Raw genomic sequence first — 18,649 nt, 5'->3', positions numbered from 1 at the left:
AGTAGCTTAACATATTATACGAGCTTGGTTTTTTTGATTTGTTGTATGGCTTTGATAATTACTAGTGTAGATATTTTCAAAGCCTATGTACCATTGAAAGGCATTACAATATTGATACCGATGTTAGCATTGGTAGTAATGTGTTTTAAAGTTCTTGCTTCGAAGAGATCTTTTGTTTTTCTTTTGTTTTTTTCATTTTATGTTTCTATAGCTGGAGCTTATGGAGAAAAATCTATTTTTAGTATTTTATATGTATTTCTTTTACCTGTTATCCTGTATTTTGTTATACAAAGTTTTAATGATAATAAGAAATTATATTTTATTCTGATATTTCTTATCCCTTTTAGCATAGCATTCATTCCAACAGGTATTATACTTCAGCAATATCCGCTGGCTTTGAGAAGCCAATCAACAGATTTAAATTTTGATTATACTTTTTTTACTGTAATAATGGCAAGGTATGGTCTGATTAACTACCATATAATTCAAGGTGTCTGTGTCTTGATTCCGATACTTACTTATGCTTTTAAAAATATAAAAGGAAAAGTGCGTTTTTTGCCATTATTGTTAATCTTGTTGATATTTGCTATTCAAATAGAAGGTACTGTGACAACATCATTGGTTTTAGGTCTTGTGATGTTCTTTTTTTGTCTGTTTTCTAAAAGAATAAATTTTAAATGGATAATAGCAGCTCTGTTGATTGTCGCCTTTCTGTTCCAAACGGGGTTAATCAGCGATATGTTGGGCTATAGTAGTAATATGTTAGCCGACAATCAAGATTTACAGCAAAGGGTACTTGAACTCAAGGATGTCATTGATGGTAATGAAGCAGAAGGAGACCTTGGCTCTCGAGTTGATAAATATAATCTAACTATAGATGCAATATTCGATAATCCGATATTTGGAAATTCAAAATCTAATATTGGAGGACACGCATATTTTTTAGATATGTTGGTATATTATGGTATTTGGGGAATGTTATTATTTGTATCATTTATTATTACTTTTTATTTTTATTGTAAAAATTCTATGTCTATTTCAATACGACCGTATTATACGTTGGGTTTTCTCTCTTTTGTAATTTTTGGATCTTTTAAAAATATGGCTGGTATTGATTATTGGATGTTGACTTTTTGTATATTGCCATTACTTTGTGAGGTTTTGGATTCTCGATTAAATAATGCTTAGTATGACTTCATACCATACAAAATCTAAGTTTATTATAAGTTATTGATATAAAGATTTATTGGTGATAGTTGCAAATAATATGAAGTTTTTTTCTGTATTAAATGATTGATTAATTATGAGTGTAAAAAAAAATGTTGCAGTGTTGTGTTCGAATTACTATCCAATCATGGGCGGTCCTGCAACTTGTATTGACAAATATGTGAGTTCTTTGTCTGAGAGCTATAATTTTTATATCATAACGAGAAATGATTCTATTAAAGAACCTAAATCTGATAAATATAACATAATATATTTCAGTAGCCTAAGACATCTTGTAATAACAAGATGTAAGTATAATATAACACATCATAGTTTTACATTTTTTTCAAAATTATTGTTGCTTCTGATAAATGCATTCCGATTGTTTCAAATACAATATGCATTTCCTGATGCTAATAGGTGGGAAATAAATGCAAATTACGAAAAATTGAAAGAACTCAATAAAAACGTAGGCATTGATGTCGTGATTGCTGTGTCAAATACTTTTTATGATCAATTAGCAATGCTGAAGTTTAAAAAGGAATACCCTTCAATAAAATGGATATGTTTCATAACAGATCCTTATGCAGAAAACTATATCTATTATAAATACAAATTGTTTAAGGGACTTTGGAAACGAGCAAATCTCAAAAAAGAACAAGATATTTATAATGTTTGTGATTATGTTATGGTAACGACAGAGATGTTTATTTATATCCCTAAGGCATTTCGAATAAAACGAAATAAACTTTTTCCAATACAATTTACGTTAGATCCTCAGATGGAAGGATTTAGTAATCCTTCTATGAATTCGAAAGTATGCAAGTTGATATTTGCGGGAACTCTGTATATGAAAATAAGAAATCCTGAATTTTTCTTGTCTGTCATTTCTAAGGTTAAAGATGTGAGTTTAGATTTGTTTGTTCGAAAAGGTGAATGTGAGCAAATTATTAATCGATATGCTAAAGATAATATACATAGAGAATATTTTGTGGATAAAGCGAAATATATCGATATGTTAAAATATGGATACGACGTTCTTGTTAATATTGGCAATGTCAGTACTCTTCAAGCTCCAAGCAAAATGCTAGAGTTGTTGTCGACTGGAAAACCAATCATAAATTTTTATTTTACAGAAGATACTCAATTTAATATGATAGAGAAATATCCACTTGGCTTAAATATTAAAAATGGAGATTTAGATGCTGTTAGAAAAATAGAGAATTTTTGTCATGAAATGAAAGGAAAGAGAATGACTTTTAAAGAAGTCGAGGTTTTGTTCCCAGATAATAATATTGATAGTCAAGTAGGATTATTAAAAAGATTAATTGAATTTTAGTGTATAATTATATGATAGCAATTTTATTGTCCGCATATAATGGAGCGGATTATATTGGTAAACAAATAGATTCGTTGCTCTCCCAAACATATCAAGATTTTACTATATATATTAGGGATGATGGATCTAACGACGGAACTATTGGAATCATTGATTCGTTTGTTAATAAATTTCCAGATAAGGTAAAACATGTAGATCGGAATGGTGATAATTTAGGTGTCGGCCAATCTTTTATGTGGCTTTTGGAGCATGCGATGGCAGATTATTATATGTATTGTGATCAAGATGATGTGTGGCTACCAGAAAAGGTGGAGTTAACTCTTAAGAAAATTCAGGAAATAGATAAAACCGGACATGCAGAGATGCCTTGTTGTGCTTTTACTGATGCAATAATCGTTGATGGCCAGTTAAATCATTTGTATGATTCTTTGTGGAAATCAAACTATCGTAATCCTGAAGATGCTAAAGATGTGTATCGCTATGCTGTTTATCGACAGGCAGCCTTAGGATGTACTATGATATTCAATAATGGGGCAAGGCGATATGCTCTTCAAAATAAGCAATTCCCCTTTAGAAGGGGGCAGCATGATAGATTTGTGGTATATCTTTGTGCAGCGTTTGGGAAGGTAACCTATTTGGATAAGCCTTTAATAAAATATAGGCAACACGGTAAGAATGTAACGTCATATATAAATAAAACGCAAACAAGATTTTCTGTAGTGGAAAATATACTGTTATCACCTAAAAAAGTGCATTCACACTTATCAGATAATTTTGGTCGATTAAAAATGCTCCCTATTAATGTGAGCTATGCAAAGATTTTCGTAATGTTAATACAAAAGTGGATATTTACGAGCAAATGGAAGAAATAGTAATTAATGGAAAAATAAAGAAACTGATAATAATTGGTGCCGGCGGTATGGGTCGCACCATATATAGTAATGCGCTGGAGTGCGTTGGCTATGGTGAGGTTTATGAAGTAAAGGGATTCATTGATGATGATCTCAATGCTTTGGATGATTTTGAGAATTATCCCCCAGTGCTGGGAACAATAAAGGATTATCAGCCAAAGGAGGATGATGTGTTTACATTCTCTATAGGAGGCGCATCACGCAGGGCATGTCTTGAGTCTATCATCAATCGTGGTGGTAAGTTTATCAACCTAATTCATAAGTCTGCTAAATTGCTCACGAATGCTAAGATTGGAACAGGCAACTTCATAGGTGCATATACTATTATTGGTAATGATGCCGTGGTGGGCAACTATAATATGATACAGTCCTATTCCATCATTGCACATGATGCTCATATCGGTGATTTCAACAGAATTGATACGCATGTAACGTGCGTGGGTGGAATAGTCGTGAAAGATGATGTTAACATCCATACATCTGCCGTCATCAGTCATCATGTGATTGTTGAATCAGGTGCGCACGTTGGTGCTCTAAGCTTTGTCATTCGTAATGTCGAAGCTGGTACCACTGTCTGTGGCAATCCTGCAAGAAGTATGGTTCCAAGAATTAATAAGGTATGATACTAAAAGGAAAGAATGCAATAATAACTGGAGCAAACCGAGGAATTGGTTTGGCTACAGTTAAGAAATTTGCTCAGGAAGGATGCAATGTTTGGGCATGTGCAAGAACTCAGAATGATGAGTTTGAGAGTGCGTTGCAGGGGCTTGCCTCACAATATGGAGTATATATTAGACCAGTATGTTTCGAATTGACTGATTATGCAGGCGTGAAGGATGCAGTGAAGGCAATTGCGGCAGAGAAGAAAAATGTTGATATTCTTGTTAATTGTGCTGGCATATCATTCTCAGGCAGCATAATGATGACTTCAATGGATAAATTGAAGCAGGTTTTTGAGGTGAATTATTTCTCACAGATTAATCTGATACAGGTTGTATCCAGATTGATGATGCGGCAGAAATCAGGCTCTATTGTAAATATTGCATCCGTAAGGGGCATAAACCCCATTGCCGGTGCTATGGCATACGCCTCAAGTAAGGCCGCATTGATATGCTCAACCAAAACGATGTCGAAAGACCTTTCTCCATTCGGAATTAGAGTGAATGCCGTTGCGCCAAGCCTTACGAATACGGATATGGGCAATAACAGAAAGCAGAAAGACCTTGATAGATTTGTTGCGCATACTGCATTGAAGAGAATGGCCCAGCCGGAAGAGATTGCAACTGCAGTTGCTTTTTTGGCAAGTGATGAAGCTTCGTTTGTTACAGGCGAGGTGCTGACAGTGGATGGTGGTCAAATTTAAATAATCGATAATTATGGCAAAATTGATATTAAGAGACGGTACTGAGCTGTCTGATTATGGTAAACCTTACTTTGTGGCAGAGGTGAACTCCAGCCACAATGGAGATGTGGCAGTTGCCAAGAGGATGATTGATGCTGCCGCAGAAGCTGGATGTCAGTGTGTGAAGTTTCAGTCGTGGTCGGCAGAGTCGCTTTATGCCGCTGAATATTATAAGGCAAATCCTATCTCAAAACGTTTCTTTGTGAAGTTCTCACTGAGCGAGGACCAGCTGATGGATATGGCGAAGTATTGCCGCAGTAAAGGTGTGCAGTATTGTTCAACTCCTTATTCAAAGAAGGAAGTCGATTTCCTGTTGGATGAATGTGAGGCACCTTTTGTGAAGATAGCTTCGATGGAAACAAACAACCATCCTTATCTGAGATATATCGCCAAGAAAGGTGCTCCTATTGTGTTTAGCACGGGTATGAGTACTATTGAGGAAGTGAAGAAGGCCGTTGAGGTGATTGAGGATGCTGGTAATTCTCAGATTTGTCTGCTGCATTGCATCAGCATTTATCCCCCAGAGATGAATACGATACATCTTAATAATATATTAGGACTTCGTGAACTCTTCCCGAATTATCCTATCGGATTCTCAGACCATAGCATTGGGTGTCAGATTGCAAATGCAGCAACAGCTCTTGGTGCGGCATTGATTGAAAAGCATCTTACCCTTGACCACAAGAAGATTGGAATGGACAATCAGATGGCTATGGAGCCTGAGGATTTGAAAAATCTTGTAAATGGATGCAATGATGTCTATGAGGCTATGGGCAGCAAGGAAAGAGTAGTGCTTCAGGCTGAGGTAGAACAGAAGGCAAAAATGCGTAGAAGTGTGATTGCAGCAAGAGATTTGAAGGCTGGTCAGGTATTGACAGCTGATGACCTTGATGCAAAGCGCCCCGGAACAGGTATATCTCCTGATAGAATTGACTCAATGATAGGCATGACCGTTACACGCGACATTACCGCAGATGAGTTGTTGAAAGAAAGTGATATCAAATAATTATAAACGTTTAAAATTAAATTAAAGTCATGACAAATTTAGAGAAGTACACCCAGACATTTTGCGATACACTGGGTATTACAGAAGATCAGACCAAGGGGCTGGAGTATCAGGGGGTTGAAGCATGGGATTCAGTAGGTCACATGACATTGGTGGCTGCTCTTGAAGATGCATTCAACATTTCTCTCGACACAGATGACATCATTGATCTGAGCTCATTTGAGAAAGGTCAGGAAATTCTGGCTAAGTATGATGTTAAGTTTTAATGGACGCATTTAAGCTTAACATTGATGGTAAAGACATATTGCTCTACAGGTGCACCTATGCTCCTGTGAAGAGCAATATGTTTATCATCATTCGTGGTAAAGATGCGATAGTGATTGATCCAAATGATAATCCGGAAGGTCTGAAGCTATTGAAAGATAGAGGGGTAGAAGTAATTCATATTTTATTGACACACGAACATTTTGACCATACGGTGGGTGTTCCTGTGTTGCAACAAGCGTTTCCTCAAAATGATTTGTTCTGTCAGGAAGAGGCAGAGAAATACATATCAAGTAAGAGGGGAAACAATCCAATGCTTATAGCCTTTGTTTTAGCTGAGCAGGATAAAAAAGACGGTGGCGATAGATATAAGCAATTCAAAGCAAATTGCAAAACCTATACTCTTCATGCTGATACAACATACGGAGAGTCTGCTGATAGAGTAGTGTGTGGTGTGAAATTCCATTTCATACATACCCCCGGACATAGTGGAGGGAGTGGATGTATTGAATTAGGGCAATATGTTTTCACGGGAGATAGTCTGTTGAAAGAAGACCAGACGATATTGAGATTCCCGGAAGGCGAAAAAGAAAAATATAAAAGCATAACTCTTCCCTATCTGAAGAGTTTGCCAATGGATACGATAATACTTCCGGGTCATGGAGATCCGTTTATAATAACAGAAAGTAAATTCTTATGGGATTAAACGTAATAACCGATAGGGGAGAACACTTCTCCAAAGAAGAGCTCAGAATAGAGATGGACAAGTTTGGGCAGCAAATGCCTGAACGCAGCTTGATATTTCTGCTATGCTCAAATACAATAGGATCATTGATTGGCTATTTGGGATGCTTGGAGCATCGTATTGTGCCAATTATGCTGGACAGCACAAAGGATTTGGATTCTCTGCACAACTTGCAGAATGTATATCGCCCTAACTATGTGTGGGCTCCTACAGATGCAAAGTTCGTGGAGGGTGATACTCCAATTTATGAGTGCCAAGGATATGGCCTTTATAAGGGCGATAGTGAGGATGCAAATCTTTATAAAGACCTTGGGCTTTTGCTTACTACTTCGGGCAGTACGGGCTCTCCTAAGCTGGTGCGTTTAAGCTATGAGAATGTAAAGGCTAATGCTGAGAGCATTGCTGAATATCTGAGTATTGATGAGAATGAGAGACCAATTACTTCTTTGCCGATGTATTACAGCTATGGTATTTCTGTAATCAACAGTCACTATATCAAGGATGCAACATTGCTACTTACAGACCATCCAGTGATACAGAAGTTATTCTGGATGTTCGCTCAGGATGAGAAGGCTACTTCTATTGCAGGAGTTCCTTTTACATACGAGATGCTTCGTAGGCTCCGTATCTTTAAGATGGATTTGCCATACTTGAAGACTATGACGCAGGCAGGTGGAAAACTCAATGCCAAACTTGCAAAGGAATACATTGAGAATGCCCAAGCAACTGGAAAGAGATTCTTCGTAATGTATGGTCAGACCGAGGCCACGGCTCGTATGAGTTATTTGCCACTCGATAAAGCATTGGAAAAATATGCTTCAATAGGTATTGCTATACCTGGTGGCAGATTTGCCATACTTGATGTGAATGGTAATGAGATTACAGAGTCTGATGTCGACGGAGAACTGGAATATTGGGGCAAGAATGTGTCACTTGGTTATGGCGAATGCCGTGAAGACCTGCAGAAAGGCGATGAGAACCATGGTGTGCTGAAAACTGGTGACGTAGCTCGCAGGGATGCAGACGGTTACTACTATATTACTGGCCGAATGAAGCGATTCTTAAAGATTTATGGAAATCGTGTAAATCTTGATGCAACAGAGCAATTCCTAAAGGCTGTAACATTATCAGTGGCTTGTGTAGGAGTTGATGATAAGATGACTGTATTCATCACCGACGAAAGTAAAAAGGACGCAGTAAAGGATCTACTCATGCAAAAGACTGGTATCAACACACGCGCATTTGATGTACGTGTGATAGATGCAATACCTATTAAATCATCTGGAAAATTAGATTATCGAGTGCTGCAAGCGCAGTTATAGTTCAAAATGGTTTAAAGTGCTACGCACGTTCAAATTAGTTCAAAGTAGCTACTGCAAGAACAATTTTGAACCATCTTGAACAACATAGAACAATTTTAAACAAAGAATTATGACAATAGATGAAATACTGCATATTCCTCCTTATTCATTGGATAGGGATGCGAAGAGAAAGATGCTGAATGAGCGTATCGGTGAACTCACCCGATACCATTACGAGCATTGTGAACTGTACAGGAAGATGATGGATGCGGTGGGGCTGGATATAAACAATCTGCCTGAATATGACGAGCTGCCATTCCTGCCTGTGCGACTGTTCAAGGAGTTTGAACTGCGCTCCGTACCGAAGGAAGAGATTGCGAAGACGATGACTTCGAGCGGTACTACTGGTCAGCAGAAGTCGCAGATTTTCGTGGACAGAACTACTTCGGCCAATCAGACCAAGGCTCTAACAAAGATTGTTTCGGCATTCATCGGAACTCACCGTGTGCCGATGCTGATTCTGGACACTTCGGCTGTGATAAAGAACCGCAATATATTCTCTGCCCGTGGTGCCGGAATCCTTGGTTTCTCGATGTTCGGTAGTAAGCGTATGTATGCGCTGGGCGAGAACATGGAGTTGGACGTGGAGGGAATGAAGAAATTCCTGGAGGAGCATAAAGGCGAGACCGTCTTTATGTTCGGATTTACGTTCATGATTTGGCAGCACTTCTGCAAGAAACTCATTGAGAGCGGCTATAAGCCCGATTTGAGCAAGGGTGTGCTGATTCATGGCGGTGGCTGGAAGAAGCTTGTGAACGAGCAGGTTTTGCCAGAGGAATACAAGAAGACGCTGAACGAGGCATGTGGTATTCTGCCTGAGAACGTGCACGATTACTATGGCATGGTGGAGCAGACGGGAAGCATCTACATGGAGTGTGAATGCGGCCATCTGCATGCGCCTGCATTCAGCGATGTGATTATCCGCAGACCGATTGATTTCTCTATTGCCGACAAGGGCGAGAAGGGCATCATCGAGGTGGTTTCGGCATTGCCCGAGAGCTATCCTGGTCATGTGCTGCTCACGGAGGATGAAGGTGCCGTGCTTGGTGAGGATGACTGCCCATGCGGAAGAAAAGGCAAGTACTTCAAGGTATTCGGAAGAATCAAGAATGCAGAGATAAGAGGTTGTAGTGATACATATACCACGCCTTTAGTTCCTAAAGTTCCAAAGAAATAATTATGAGTTACGATATATCAGATGTTAATGTATTATTTCCTGCGAAGATAGATTGGCAGGAATTTGAGAAATATCAGCCGTGGGAGCCTTTTGCAGATGAAGTGCTGGAGTTCCTTTCGGTGATGTCGGCATCGCTGCTGAAAGACCGCGAAAGCAGGCTTTATCCTGATGTGGTGACGTTCGCTTTCTTCTGCCGCAAGGGCAATTTGAAGAAGCTGAAGGAGCAATACACCGATGATAAACTGAGGCTTGGCCGAGGCATAGTGTTCCATATCGGCCCATCGAATGTGCCCATCAACTTTGCCTATTCGTTGGTGTCGGGAATGCTGGCAGGAAACTACAATGTGGTGCGCTGCTCAAGCAAGGAGTTCCCACAGGTGGACATGGTGGTGAAACATCTCGCTGTGACTGCTGAGGCAGTGCCTGAGGTAGGAAAACGTATCGCCGTGGTGAGATACGGTCATGAGAGTCAGGCCAATGATTACTTCTCTTCCATCTGCCAGGCTCGTGTTATTTGGGGCGGTGATGAGACTATCTATCGCCTAAAACAGAGCAAGGCTCCTGCACGTTCAATCGACGTGACATTTGCTGACAGATACAGTTTTGCAGCCATTAATGCCGACAAGCTCGTGTCTGAGCAGAATATGGAACGACTGGCTGAGAACTTCTACAACGACACTTATCTCTTTGATCAGAATGCCTGCTCCGCTCCGCATCTTGTGGTCTGGCTGGGCTCTAAGGAGAACATGGCCAAGGGCAAGGAACTGTTCTGGAAGGCTGAGTATGACATGGTTCAGAAGAAAAACTACAATTTCCAGAGCGTGATGGCTGTGGATAAGCTCACCGATTTCTATCGCCAGAGCCAGGCCATGGAGATTTGCTATACAGAGACCAAGGATAATGAGCTGGTACGAGTTCAGCTATCTGATGAATTGCCTTCGAACATTGATGATTACCGCAGTAAGTGCGGCTATTTCACGGAGTATGATGCAAAATCGCTTGATGAGATTGCGCATATCGTGAAGTATAAGTATCAGACCATGGCTTGTTACGGAATATCAGCCGAAGATATTCGCGAGTTTGTGCTTAAGAATCATCTGATAGGCATAGATAGATTCGTACCGTTCGGTGACACCACGGCATTCAGCCTGACTTGGGATGGATATAATCTCATTCAGATTCTAAGTAGAGAAGTGACTATTTAACAGTATATAATTATGATAGTATCAAAAATTAGAATAATTCTATGGAAATATGCGGATGCTATTGTTCCAATGATTTATAGAAAAGTGTATGGAGTTGATATTGCCAAAAACGTGCAGATATCACAACATGCATTTATAGATAAGAATATAAATTGACAAGATGTTAATATATAGGTGTTTACGTGCTTTGTGGGGTGAAGGTCATAGCTCACGATGCTAGTAGAAAATTAAAGGCTGCTGTTTGTATAGGTAAGAATTGTTTTATTAGCCTCAATGCTATCTATTATTTTGCCTGGAGTCACTATTGGAGATGAAGTAGTAATAGGTGCTGGTGCTGTAGTGTCGAGAAATATTCCAAGCCACAGTATTGCTGCTGGTAATCCTGCAAGGGTATTGCGAAAGAATGTTCGATGTGATAAGTGGGGCGTAATAATTGATAGAGGAGAACTCGTTAAAGTTAATCAAAATGTATAGATATTTTTTTAAGAGAGTGCTGGATTTTATCATTGCATTAGTAGTTTTGATAATTCTTTTTGTCCCATTGTTGGTAATTACTATCTGGTTGCATTTCGCAAATAAGGGCGCAGGCGCGTTCTTTTTACAAGAAAGGCCTGGAAAAAATGAAAAATTATTTAAGGTAATAAAGTTCAAGACGATGACGGACGAACGAGGTGAGGATGGAAAATTGTTGCCAGACAAAGACAGAATTACAAAAGTTGGTAAGTTCGTTCGATCCACATCTATTGATGAACTGCCTCAGTTTGTCAATGTTCTTAAGGGTGATATGTCATTGATTGGTCCAAGACCGTTGCTGGTGGAATATCTTTCTTTATATAGCCCAGAACAACATCGAAGGCATGAAGTAAGGCCTGGAATAAGCGGATGGGCTCAATGTCATGGTCGTAATGGGATAAGACATACAGAAAAATTCAAACTTGATGTCTGGTATGTAGATCATTGTTCGTTTAAAACAGATTTGCAGGTGATATTCATTACTATAAAGTCATTGATAATGCGAGAAGGAATCTCTCAAGAAGGGCAGGCTACAATTGAGCCTTTTAATGGTCACAACTGATGGATGAAAATAGAAAACTACTGCTATCTTTGTTGCGATAGGACTCGGATGCGATGATGCAATTGAAATGTCTGCAAAACATAGTGTTTCTCCAGAGATAAACCATGCGGAAAAATCCAAGACAAGTGATCAGCCTCAGACAGTATCAAAAATCGATAATGACAATCCTGTCCGTATTTGGATTGACATTCGTATAAGCAATGGATTGCATTTATCCCAAAAGAATTTAAGCTACCAGGATTTAGTCCACGTGTTAGAGAAGCTGGAGGGCTTATGCTGAGTGTTATCGGTCTCAATCATTTTTAATGTCCGTGACTTTACCGACATGCGTTGTAAGCATAGCTGTGTGTTTTCTGTCATTCGCGAGCGGCTTCACCGGGAACCAAGTGATGGAGATGTCTTCATTGCCATGTCGCGCAATCGAAGAATAGTCCGTATGTCTTCATTCGATAACCGTTCATACAGTCTGTTCGAAAGGAAGTTTGTTGCAGGCTATCAGTTCATGAAAGTAGAGCGTAATGGAGCGGATATTGTCTATCGGATTGACAAGAAAGAACGCGATTTGTTCAATCGTCCTGACGGTTATAAAACGATGGGAGTATCCGGAGAAGCGATAGAGCATCCTTCTGACTTGACAAAGGTTCCCGGTCGCATCATTGAAAGAAGAATGGTACGTGTATTCAGTTTCTGTACTTTCCTGTTTTGAGATGGTTCATTATGCAGAGCCTGGCAAAAAGCCCAAGTGGGGTTATTTCCTCTCTGAAGGACATCCGGAGGTGATAACTAAATTTGAGGGGACTAAAGCTACTCTTGAATTCCTGCAGGCCATAGCCTATGAAGTTTATGTAAAGAATGTGACTTTTGGTCTTCTTCACCAATGGCTGACAGATATGGGAATGACCATATCTAAAAACACATTACATAACTGGCTTAAGAAAGGCAAGAAATACCTGGATGAGCTGGTTTGTGTATTGAAGTCTACAGCTTTGGGAAAAGACTCGATTGTGAACTGCGGTGAGACCTGGTGTAAAGTGCATAAATATGATCATTATAAGAAGTGCTACATTTGGGTTCTGGTCAACAAGGCTCAGAAAACAGCCATTTTCTTCTATGAGAATGGCTTTCGCGGTCGTGATGTACTTACAGACTTTTTGGGTGATGCAGAATTGAAGAGTATTATGTCCGACGGCTGCAATGCTTATGTATTTATCGGCAATGAGTTGAAATCAGCCCGGTTTAAAGATACTATACATCAAGTTTGTATGTCTCATGCAAACAATAAGTTCGTTAAAGTAGGTAATCAAGGTGGTGAACCGGTAGCCGTACGCTTTTCGAACTTTCTTAAGAGATTCTTTTCGAAAGAACATGTTTATGATGAAGCCGGGCTTACTCCGGAAGAGAGGTTACGGGAAAGGCAAAGCTTGGAAACGAAGGAGCTCCTGATAGGATTGCGCAGTTTGTTGGACAGTGAACTGTCAAAGGATTCAGAATTTAGGAGTCAGTATTATACAGAAGCTCTCAATTTTCTGAACCGGTTCTGGAAAGAGATATTCGTTTACCTGAATGACGGTGAACTGCCGATAGACGATAATCTTGCTGGGCGGACCATTCGAAAACTGACTACTCAGCGTAACAATTCACATCATTATGGCAGTGATGCTGGTGCTGAGATGGCCACAACTTATCACAGTGTAATAGGAACGGTAAAGCTTCATGGCAGTTCTGTCTGGAACTTCATCGGAATTTTTTTTTAAATATCTTTAACGGGTGCAGGGATTATGTTAATATGGTTCCTGACAAAATCGCTTTGGTTACCAGCCAATGTTAAATTCAAAACTAATTAATTAACAGAATTCGGTTTAGGGCACTGAAAAGTGCTCTTTCAAAGGGGATGCCCTAAATTGAGTGCTTACGTAACGAGTTCGCCTACCGGATAGACTGGAGGAGGGAGATGATCTTCCTGTTAGAGAATCCCGTAATTAAATCGTTAAAAATATCATGATTATGAATATTAGGAGTAAAGTATGGGGGATTTTAGTTGATTTATATCCTCGTTATCTCCGTTGGAGATACGGAATGGATATAGGTAAAAATTGCAGAATTTCATGGAAAGCTCATTTAGATAAGTCAATTAATCCTAAAGGTATCCATATTGGGGACAATACTTGGGTGCTTTCTGGTGCTATGATATTGGCACATGATCATTGTAGAAGTTTGAAAGCTGATACATATATTGGGAAAAATTGTGTGATAGGAGTTAGATCAATAATCATGCCAGGATTATCTATTGGTAATCAGGTAGTTATAGGGGGGGGGTAGCGTGGTTACAAAAAGTATTCATTCGAATTGTATTGCAGCAGGAAATCCTGCAAAGATATTGAAAGAGAATGTAAATGTTCAAAATGGAAAAATATTAATGAATTGATTGACGGATGTTATGCTATATTCTTACTTTTTAAAACGTACGATTGATTTTATTGTTGCTTTCTTTGTTTTGGCAGTTATCTGGCCCATATTACTTCTTCTGATAATTTTCCTCCATTTCACCAATAAGGGTGCCGGTGTCTTTTTCACCCAGGAGCGCCCTGGTAAAAATGCCCGGATATTCAAAGCCATAAAGTTTAAGACAATGACAGATAAGCGGGATTCTGAAGGAAATTTGTTGCCGGATGCTGAACGCCTGACAAAGATTGGGAAAATAGTCCGTTCTCTTTCTATAGATGAATTGCCACAACTAATAAATATGTATTAAAGGGGGATATGGCATTAGTTGGCCCCCGTCCTTTATTGCCGAAGTATCTTCCTTTATATTCAGAGGAACAGTTCCGTCGCCATGAAGTCCGTTCGGGAATTACGGGGTGGGCACAGGTAAGCGGACGGAATGATATCAGTTGGAGACGTAAGTTTGAGCTGGTGTGGTACGTGGATCATATTTCTTTCTGGCTGGACGTGAAGATTATTCTGCTAACCATAAAGAAAGTGTTCGTTAGAGAAGGGATCAATAAGGAAGGTAATGCTACCACTGAGGCTTTCAACGGTCATAACTGAAATGAACATCCATCAGATTGTCAATTCTGTTTTCACCTCCAATGCTTATATACTGTCTGTTGAGGGGAAAGATAGGCATGTATTGATAGATATTGGGGATATTGCTCCTATAAAGCAGTGTGTTCAGGAAAAGTGCGGAACGGTACAAGCCTTGTTTCTGACTCATACTCATTACGACCATATTTATGGTATAAAAGATTTATTACGATAGTATCCTGATTGCATAGTTTACACTTCCTCTTTCGGCAAGGAGGCTTTAGGTTCGGATAAATTTAATTTTTCCCGTTATCACAATGATCCTGTAATATGGATGGGAGATAATGTGACGGTTTTACATGAGAATGATAAAGTGGAAATATTTCCGGGAATTTTCGTGGAAGTGTTTGAAACTCCCGGACATGATAAAAGCTGCCTTACCTATAAAGTCGAGAACAATGTTTTCTCGGGTGATTCATATATCCCGGGTGTTAAAGTCATTGCCTCATTCCCTAATAGCGATAGGGAAGATGCACGGATCTCGAAAGAACGTATCATGGAATTAATAAAGGATTGCAGTCTGTATCCCGGTCATGGAAACATTTATGAGTAAATTATCCCGATATCTGGAAAAGATTTATAAAGCCGTTTCCTTTCTTTTTATTCCCCACTATGTGAGGAATCCGAAGTCTGATCATTAAATAATCATATATATATATTTATGGATAAAAACATTTATCTCTGCCTTGCCCATATGAGCGAGGAGGGTATTGAACAGAAATATGTAAAAGAAGCCTTCGATACGAACTGGGTGGTTCCTCTCGGTCCTAACGTGAATGCTTTTGAAGAGGATTTGAAACGTTTTGTAGGCGAAGGCAAGGAAGTGGTGGCACTTTCGGCCGGTACGGCGGCAGTACATTTGGCTCTGTTGGCTTGCGGAGGGGGGCAGGGGGACGAAGTGATTGTACAAAGCTTCACATTCTGTGCGTCTTCACATCCGGTCACTTATCTGGGGGCTGTTCCGGTATTTGTGGATTCTGAGAAAGAAACTTGGAACATGTCTCCGGAACTGTTGGAAGAAGCCATCAAGGACCGCATTGCCAAGACTGGAAAAAAGCCAAAAGCTATTGTTCCTGTGGCATTGTACGGCATGCCCTATGACTGTACACGTATCATGGAGATAGCCGATAGGTATGCTATTCCAGTGGTGGAAGATGCTGCCGAAGGTTTTGGCTCCCGTTTTAAGGGACAAGTACTAGGGACGTTCGGCAAGTTCGGGGTGCTGAGCTTTAACGGTAACAAGATGATTACTACCAGTGGCGGTGGTGCGTTGATTTGTAAAGATGCCGAAAGCAAGAATCAAATCATGTGGTATGCTACGCAGGCTCGTGAGGCTTATCCTTATTACCAGCACGAGGCGATAGGGTATAACTATCGCATGAGTAATATATGTGCAGGTATTGGTCGTGGTCAAATGACCGTTGCCGATAAGCATATTGCACATCATCGGCATGTGCAGGCTCTCTATAAGGAACTGCTTAAGGATGTGGAGGGGGTATTGCTGCATGAAGCTCCTTCGGCTGATTATGACTCTAATTTCTGGCTTTGTACAATCACTCTGGGTTCTTCACTTCGCATCAAAGGGCAGGAAAATGCTTATAAGGATATTGTCAAGACTGCCGTAGGTGGTGCTGCTGGTGTGATTCATGCCGTAGATTGTGCTACAACAGATTGCCAGCCCAACGAGAATGTGGAGGCTTTGCGTGCTTTTATGCTTGGCAAAAAAATAGAGGCACGCCCGGTTTGGAAACCGATGCACAAGCAGCCGGTCTATAAGGATGCTCCGGCTTATATCAATGGGGTATCCGAAGCTATTTTTAAAATCGGTATGTGCCTTCCTGCCGGGCCGTGGGTGACTGATGAAGATGTATATTATATCGTGGAGTGTATAAAAGAGGCCATAGTAAAATAATAGATGAAAATACAGCTTTTTTAACTACGACCTTGACAACGCTGTCGGTTGCCAATACGTTTGTCAATGCGGATTTCATCTATACCGTTGTCTGTTCCGTTCTAGTCTTCTGCTTCTTCAATTTCTGCAAGCGTGCCAAATATTCACCGCCTGATGCTTCATGAGAATATTGGACTACCGCATCGCAAACATCTTATCAGATTATGGCGAATGAGCTGAAGATTCCTCATGTAATGGTTTCTTCTATTTACATGGCAGTATAGGCAATCATCATCGTAGGATATATAATGTGTTTGGATTCAGGTTACTGGTATCTGCTATGTACCATCCTCTTGTTAAGTCTTATTTATGTCTGTTTCATGAAGAGGTATTTTGGATTACATCAATCAATTTGAAATAAGCTTTCCTTTTCTTGATGATTGTAGGAATTAATATTATCTTTGTCATTGAAAGGAGAAAGTAATATGGATACTTCTATTAATTTGTCAGATAATTATTTGGATAAATTATTGTCACTAAGTGATGAGATGAAATTGCGCATTATAAATAAACTGTCGGAAAGTTTATTAAATAATGGCAGTAGGCGGCATGTACATGTTGGAAAAGTGAAGACTGAGAAAAATGATTTTGTGTTGCCCAAGGATATTCAGGAATTAATAGGTATAGCTTCGGGGATAGAAGATGCAGAAGATGAACGTCTTAATTATCTATTGAACAAATGATAAAAGCTTTTATTGATACAAATGTCTTAATAGACTTGTTATTGGAAAGAGACGGATGTCAAGATGCTGCCACTATTCTGTTGTGTCAAAAAGAGCAGAAATGTTCTTTGTTTTTGTCATCATTGACTATGGCAAATATTGCATATATTCTTAGAAAGAAATTTAAAGGAATAGCACTATATAATGCTTTAAATAAACTGAAGACATTCTTTTCTGTTGTTAGTTTGACAGCTGATAATGTTGAATCGGCTCTAATGTTACAAGCTACTGACTTTGAAGATGCATTGCAATATTTTTCTGCAGCCAATATACAAGCTGATGTTATTGTGACAAGGAATGAAAAGGATTTTTATTTTTCACAAATAAGTATTACGTCTCCTAAATCTTTTCTTGAAAGCATATCTTGATTAAGTTGGCTTACTTGAACTGATAACTTGTAAATCAATACTTTATGAACTTATCTCAGAAAACAGCTTCAGCGAGGCTGTTTTCTTTGTTTGCAGGCATATATATCCTCACCTTTGCATTGTTGATCAACAAAACGAGATTAAAAACCATGTTGAATTAAAAATGTAAAAAGGAGAAAGAAAGTATGCCTTTATTTTATTATGCAAGACAGTCGTCTCTGGCGACGAAAGAGGGTGCCAAACTTTGGCATCTGAGTTTGAAGAAAGTGGGAAGAGCCGTGGATGCACAACAGCTGGCTGAGGTGATTGCCGAGAAGTCTTCCCTGACTCCGGGTGACGTACATAATGTAATCCGTAACCTGATGACGGTAATGAGGAGCCAGTTGCTGAACAGCCGTACGGTGCGTCTGGATGGCTTGGGCACATTCACCATGAAGGCCCGTACGCGAGGTAAGGGAGTGGCCAAATCTGAAGACGTGAATCCCAATCAGGTGACTGCTCTACGCTGCCAGTTTACTCCGGAATACACGCGCCCGGCTGCCATCGGCACTACGCGTGCCCTGCTCCAGGGTGTGGAGTTTGAGAAATGGACGGGAGTGGTTACGGACGGTAAGGATGATGCCGGTGATGGTGGTAATTCCGGTGGCGGTTCCGACGGTGACCAGGGAGAGAACCCGTTAGGATAAGATGTATTTACTAATTTTGAAAGATTAAGACTATGAAAAAGAACGTTTGGGACAAGATTTTGAAGGTAGTGATAGCTGTTGCTTCCGCCATATTGGGAGCTTTAGGCGCCAATGCAATGAATGTATAAATTGTAGATTTATATAGAA

General features: G+C 39.7%; 19 protein-coding genes and 6 pseudogenes. All 25 read left to right on the top strand.

Translation table 11 applies throughout. The features are described 5' to 3' along the window. Positions 1–45: 45 nt before the first annotated feature. The 25 genes and pseudogenes from DW800_RS13270 (at position 46) to DW800_RS19665 (ending at position 18,630) form a co-directional block, all read left to right on the top strand. On the top strand, positions 46–1,188 hold the full coding sequence (locus tag DW800_RS13270) for an O-antigen ligase family protein (RefSeq protein WP_165859899.1): 1,143 nt from the start codon (positions 46–48) through the stop codon (positions 1,186–1,188). 115 nt (positions 1,189–1,303) lie between these two features. After that, positions 1,304–2,545, top strand: a complete 1,242-nt coding sequence (locus tag DW800_RS13265; protein WP_133303834.1) for a hypothetical protein — start codon at positions 1,304–1,306, stop codon at positions 2,543–2,545. Positions 2,546–2,556: 11 nt separating this feature from the next. After that, a complete protein-coding gene (locus DW800_RS13260; RefSeq protein ID WP_057281227.1) occupies positions 2,557–3,417 on the top strand; it encodes a glycosyltransferase in 861 nt (286 codons plus the stop codon). A gap of 14 nt (positions 3,418–3,431) precedes the next feature. After that, positions 3,432–4,079: an acetyltransferase gene (locus DW800_RS13255; protein ID WP_057281306.1), complete on the top strand. Its 648-nt coding sequence runs from the start codon at positions 3,432–3,434 to the stop codon at positions 4,077–4,079. Next, positions 4,076–4,819: an SDR family NAD(P)-dependent oxidoreductase gene (locus DW800_RS13250; protein WP_057281226.1), complete on the top strand. Its 744-nt coding sequence runs from the start codon at positions 4,076–4,078 to the stop codon at positions 4,817–4,819. The genes DW800_RS13255 and DW800_RS13250 overlap by 4 nt, the downstream gene beginning before the upstream one ends. Before the next feature lie 13 nt (positions 4,820–4,832). Beyond that, complete coding sequence (locus tag DW800_RS13245) at positions 4,833–5,864, top strand: N-acetylneuraminate synthase family protein (protein WP_057281225.1); 1,032 nt, start codon at positions 4,833–4,835, stop codon at positions 5,862–5,864. Between the two features lie 29 nt (positions 5,865–5,893). Next, a complete protein-coding gene (locus DW800_RS13240; RefSeq protein WP_057281224.1) occupies positions 5,894–6,130 on the top strand; it encodes a phosphopantetheine-binding protein in 237 nt (78 codons plus the stop codon). Further along, positions 6,130–6,834: an MBL fold metallo-hydrolase gene (locus tag DW800_RS13235; protein ID WP_057281223.1), complete on the top strand. Its 705-nt coding sequence runs from the start codon at positions 6,130–6,132 to the stop codon at positions 6,832–6,834. Before DW800_RS13240 ends, DW800_RS13235 begins: the two co-directional genes overlap by 1 nt. After that, positions 6,825–8,195 carry an AMP-binding protein gene (locus tag DW800_RS13230; protein WP_057281222.1) on the top strand — a complete coding sequence of 457 codons (1,371 nt, stop codon included), beginning with the start codon at positions 6,825–6,827 and terminating at the stop codon, positions 8,193–8,195. The genes DW800_RS13235 and DW800_RS13230 overlap by 10 nt, the downstream gene beginning before the upstream one ends. A 109-nt stretch (positions 8,196–8,304) precedes the next feature. Further along, entirely contained in the window at positions 8,305–9,411 is a 1,107-nt protein-coding gene (locus DW800_RS13225; protein WP_057281221.1) for an acyl-protein synthetase, read from the top strand. 2 nt (positions 9,412–9,413) lie between these two features. After that, positions 9,414–10,616: an acyl-CoA reductase gene (locus DW800_RS13220; protein ID WP_057281220.1), complete on the top strand. Its 1,203-nt coding sequence runs from the start codon at positions 9,414–9,416 to the stop codon at positions 10,614–10,616. Between the two features lie 279 nt (positions 10,617–10,895). After that, positions 10,896–11,090, top strand: a pseudogene (locus DW800_RS20130) (acyltransferase); the annotation flags it as partial. Beyond that, positions 11,083–11,691, top strand: coding sequence for a sugar transferase (locus DW800_RS13210; RefSeq protein ID WP_057281305.1), 609 nt, complete (start codon positions 11,083–11,085; stop codon positions 11,689–11,691). The pseudogene DW800_RS20130 and the gene DW800_RS13210, both read left to right, overlap by 8 nt. An 88-nt stretch (positions 11,692–11,779) precedes the next feature. Then, positions 11,780–11,971: pseudogene (locus tag DW800_RS19960) on the top strand (hypothetical protein); the annotation flags it as partial. Positions 11,972–12,016: 45 nt separating this feature from the next. Continuing rightward, positions 12,017–12,184 (top strand): annotated as a pseudogene (locus tag DW800_RS19955) (hypothetical protein); the annotation flags it as partial. A gap of 57 nt (positions 12,185–12,241) precedes the next feature. Next, positions 12,242–13,519: pseudogene (locus DW800_RS13195) on the top strand (IS66 family transposase); the annotation flags it as partial. 176 nt (positions 13,520–13,695) lie between these two features. Then, positions 13,696–14,010: an acyltransferase gene (locus DW800_RS13190; protein WP_227239166.1), complete on the top strand. Its 315-nt coding sequence runs from the start codon at positions 13,696–13,698 to the stop codon at positions 14,008–14,010. A gap of 118 nt (positions 14,011–14,128) precedes the next feature. Beyond that, positions 14,129–14,739, top strand: a pseudogene (locus DW800_RS13185) (sugar transferase). An 82-nt stretch (positions 14,740–14,821) separates the two neighbouring features. Further along, the gene (locus tag DW800_RS19950; protein WP_229034786.1) at positions 14,822–14,950 is read left to right on the top strand and encodes an MBL fold metallo-hydrolase; all 129 of its coding nucleotides are present in this window, start codon (positions 14,822–14,824) and stop codon (positions 14,948–14,950) included. A 486-nt stretch (positions 14,951–15,436) separates the two neighbouring features. Continuing rightward, positions 15,437–16,687 (top strand): DegT/DnrJ/EryC1/StrS family aminotransferase, encoded by a 1,251-nt coding sequence (locus tag DW800_RS13175; protein WP_119958126.1) that lies wholly within the window; start codon positions 15,437–15,439, stop codon positions 16,685–16,687. 56 nt (positions 16,688–16,743) lie between these two features. After that, positions 16,744–17,082, top strand: a pseudogene (locus tag DW800_RS19945) (UDP-GlcNAc--UDP-phosphate GlcNAc-1-phosphate transferase); the annotation flags it as partial. A gap of 69 nt (positions 17,083–17,151) precedes the next feature. Then, positions 17,152–17,409: a hypothetical protein gene (locus DW800_RS13165; RefSeq protein ID WP_035448265.1), complete on the top strand. Its 258-nt coding sequence runs from the start codon at positions 17,152–17,154 to the stop codon at positions 17,407–17,409. Next, positions 17,406–17,816, top strand: a complete 411-nt coding sequence (locus DW800_RS13160) for a type II toxin-antitoxin system VapC family toxin (protein WP_035448267.1) — start codon at positions 17,406–17,408, stop codon at positions 17,814–17,816. Before DW800_RS13165 ends, DW800_RS13160 begins: the two co-directional genes overlap by 4 nt. Before the next feature lie 185 nt (positions 17,817–18,001). Then, complete coding sequence (locus DW800_RS13155) at positions 18,002–18,502, top strand: HU family DNA-binding protein (RefSeq protein WP_016273556.1); 501 nt, start codon at positions 18,002–18,004, stop codon at positions 18,500–18,502. A gap of 32 nt (positions 18,503–18,534) precedes the next feature. Further along, positions 18,535–18,630: a smalltalk protein gene (locus DW800_RS19665; protein ID WP_005828262.1), complete on the top strand. Its 96-nt coding sequence runs from the start codon at positions 18,535–18,537 to the stop codon at positions 18,628–18,630. Positions 18,631–18,649 lie beyond the last annotated feature (19 nt).

This window comes from Bacteroides sp. AM32-11AC, assembly GCF_003603515.1.
Taxonomy (GTDB): Bacteria; Bacteroidota; Bacteroidia; order Bacteroidales; family Bacteroidaceae; genus Bacteroides; species Bacteroides uniformis.
The sequence above is the reverse complement of the archived record's forward strand: the minus strand, read 5'-3'. Positions and strand labels throughout refer to the sequence as shown.

Bases quoted from the DNA above. Each gene is read 5' to 3' on its own strand.
- DW800_RS13235 (WP_057281223.1), top strand. From the start codon at position 6,130: ATGGACGCATTTAAGCTTAACATTGATGGTAAAGACATATTGCTCTAC.
- DW800_RS13165 (WP_035448265.1), top strand. From the start codon at position 17,152: ATGGATACTTCTATTAATTTGTCAGATAATTATTTGGATAAATTATTG.
- DW800_RS13160 (WP_035448267.1), top strand. From the start codon at position 17,406: ATGATAAAAGCTTTTATTGATACAAATGTCTTAATAGACTTGTTATTG.
- DW800_RS13240 (WP_057281224.1), top strand. From the start codon at position 5,894: ATGACAAATTTAGAGAAGTACACCCAGACATTTTGCGATACACTGGGT.
- DW800_RS19665 (WP_005828262.1), top strand. From the start codon at position 18,535: ATGAAAAAGAACGTTTGGGACAAGATTTTGAAGGTAGTGATAGCTGTT.
- DW800_RS13210 (WP_057281305.1), top strand. From the start codon at position 11,083: ATGTATAGATATTTTTTTAAGAGAGTGCTGGATTTTATCATTGCATTA.
- DW800_RS13225 (WP_057281221.1), top strand. From the start codon at position 8,305: ATGACAATAGATGAAATACTGCATATTCCTCCTTATTCATTGGATAGG.
- DW800_RS13175 (WP_119958126.1), top strand. From the start codon at position 15,437: ATGGATAAAAACATTTATCTCTGCCTTGCCCATATGAGCGAGGAGGGT.
- DW800_RS13220 (WP_057281220.1), top strand. From the start codon at position 9,414: ATGAGTTACGATATATCAGATGTTAATGTATTATTTCCTGCGAAGATA.
- DW800_RS13270 (WP_165859899.1), top strand. From the start codon at position 46: ATGGCTTTGATAATTACTAGTGTAGATATTTTCAAAGCCTATGTACCA.
- DW800_RS13265 (WP_133303834.1), top strand. From the start codon at position 1,304: ATGAGTGTAAAAAAAAATGTTGCAGTGTTGTGTTCGAATTACTATCCA.
- DW800_RS13245 (WP_057281225.1), top strand. From the start codon at position 4,833: ATGGCAAAATTGATATTAAGAGACGGTACTGAGCTGTCTGATTATGGT.
- DW800_RS13190 (WP_227239166.1), top strand. From the start codon at position 13,696: ATGAATATTAGGAGTAAAGTATGGGGGATTTTAGTTGATTTATATCCT.
- DW800_RS13250 (WP_057281226.1), top strand. From the start codon at position 4,076: ATGATACTAAAAGGAAAGAATGCAATAATAACTGGAGCAAACCGAGGA.
- DW800_RS13260 (WP_057281227.1), top strand. From the start codon at position 2,557: ATGATAGCAATTTTATTGTCCGCATATAATGGAGCGGATTATATTGGT.
- DW800_RS13155 (WP_016273556.1), top strand. From the start codon at position 18,002: ATGCCTTTATTTTATTATGCAAGACAGTCGTCTCTGGCGACGAAAGAG.
- DW800_RS13230 (WP_057281222.1), top strand. From the start codon at position 6,825: ATGGGATTAAACGTAATAACCGATAGGGGAGAACACTTCTCCAAAGAA.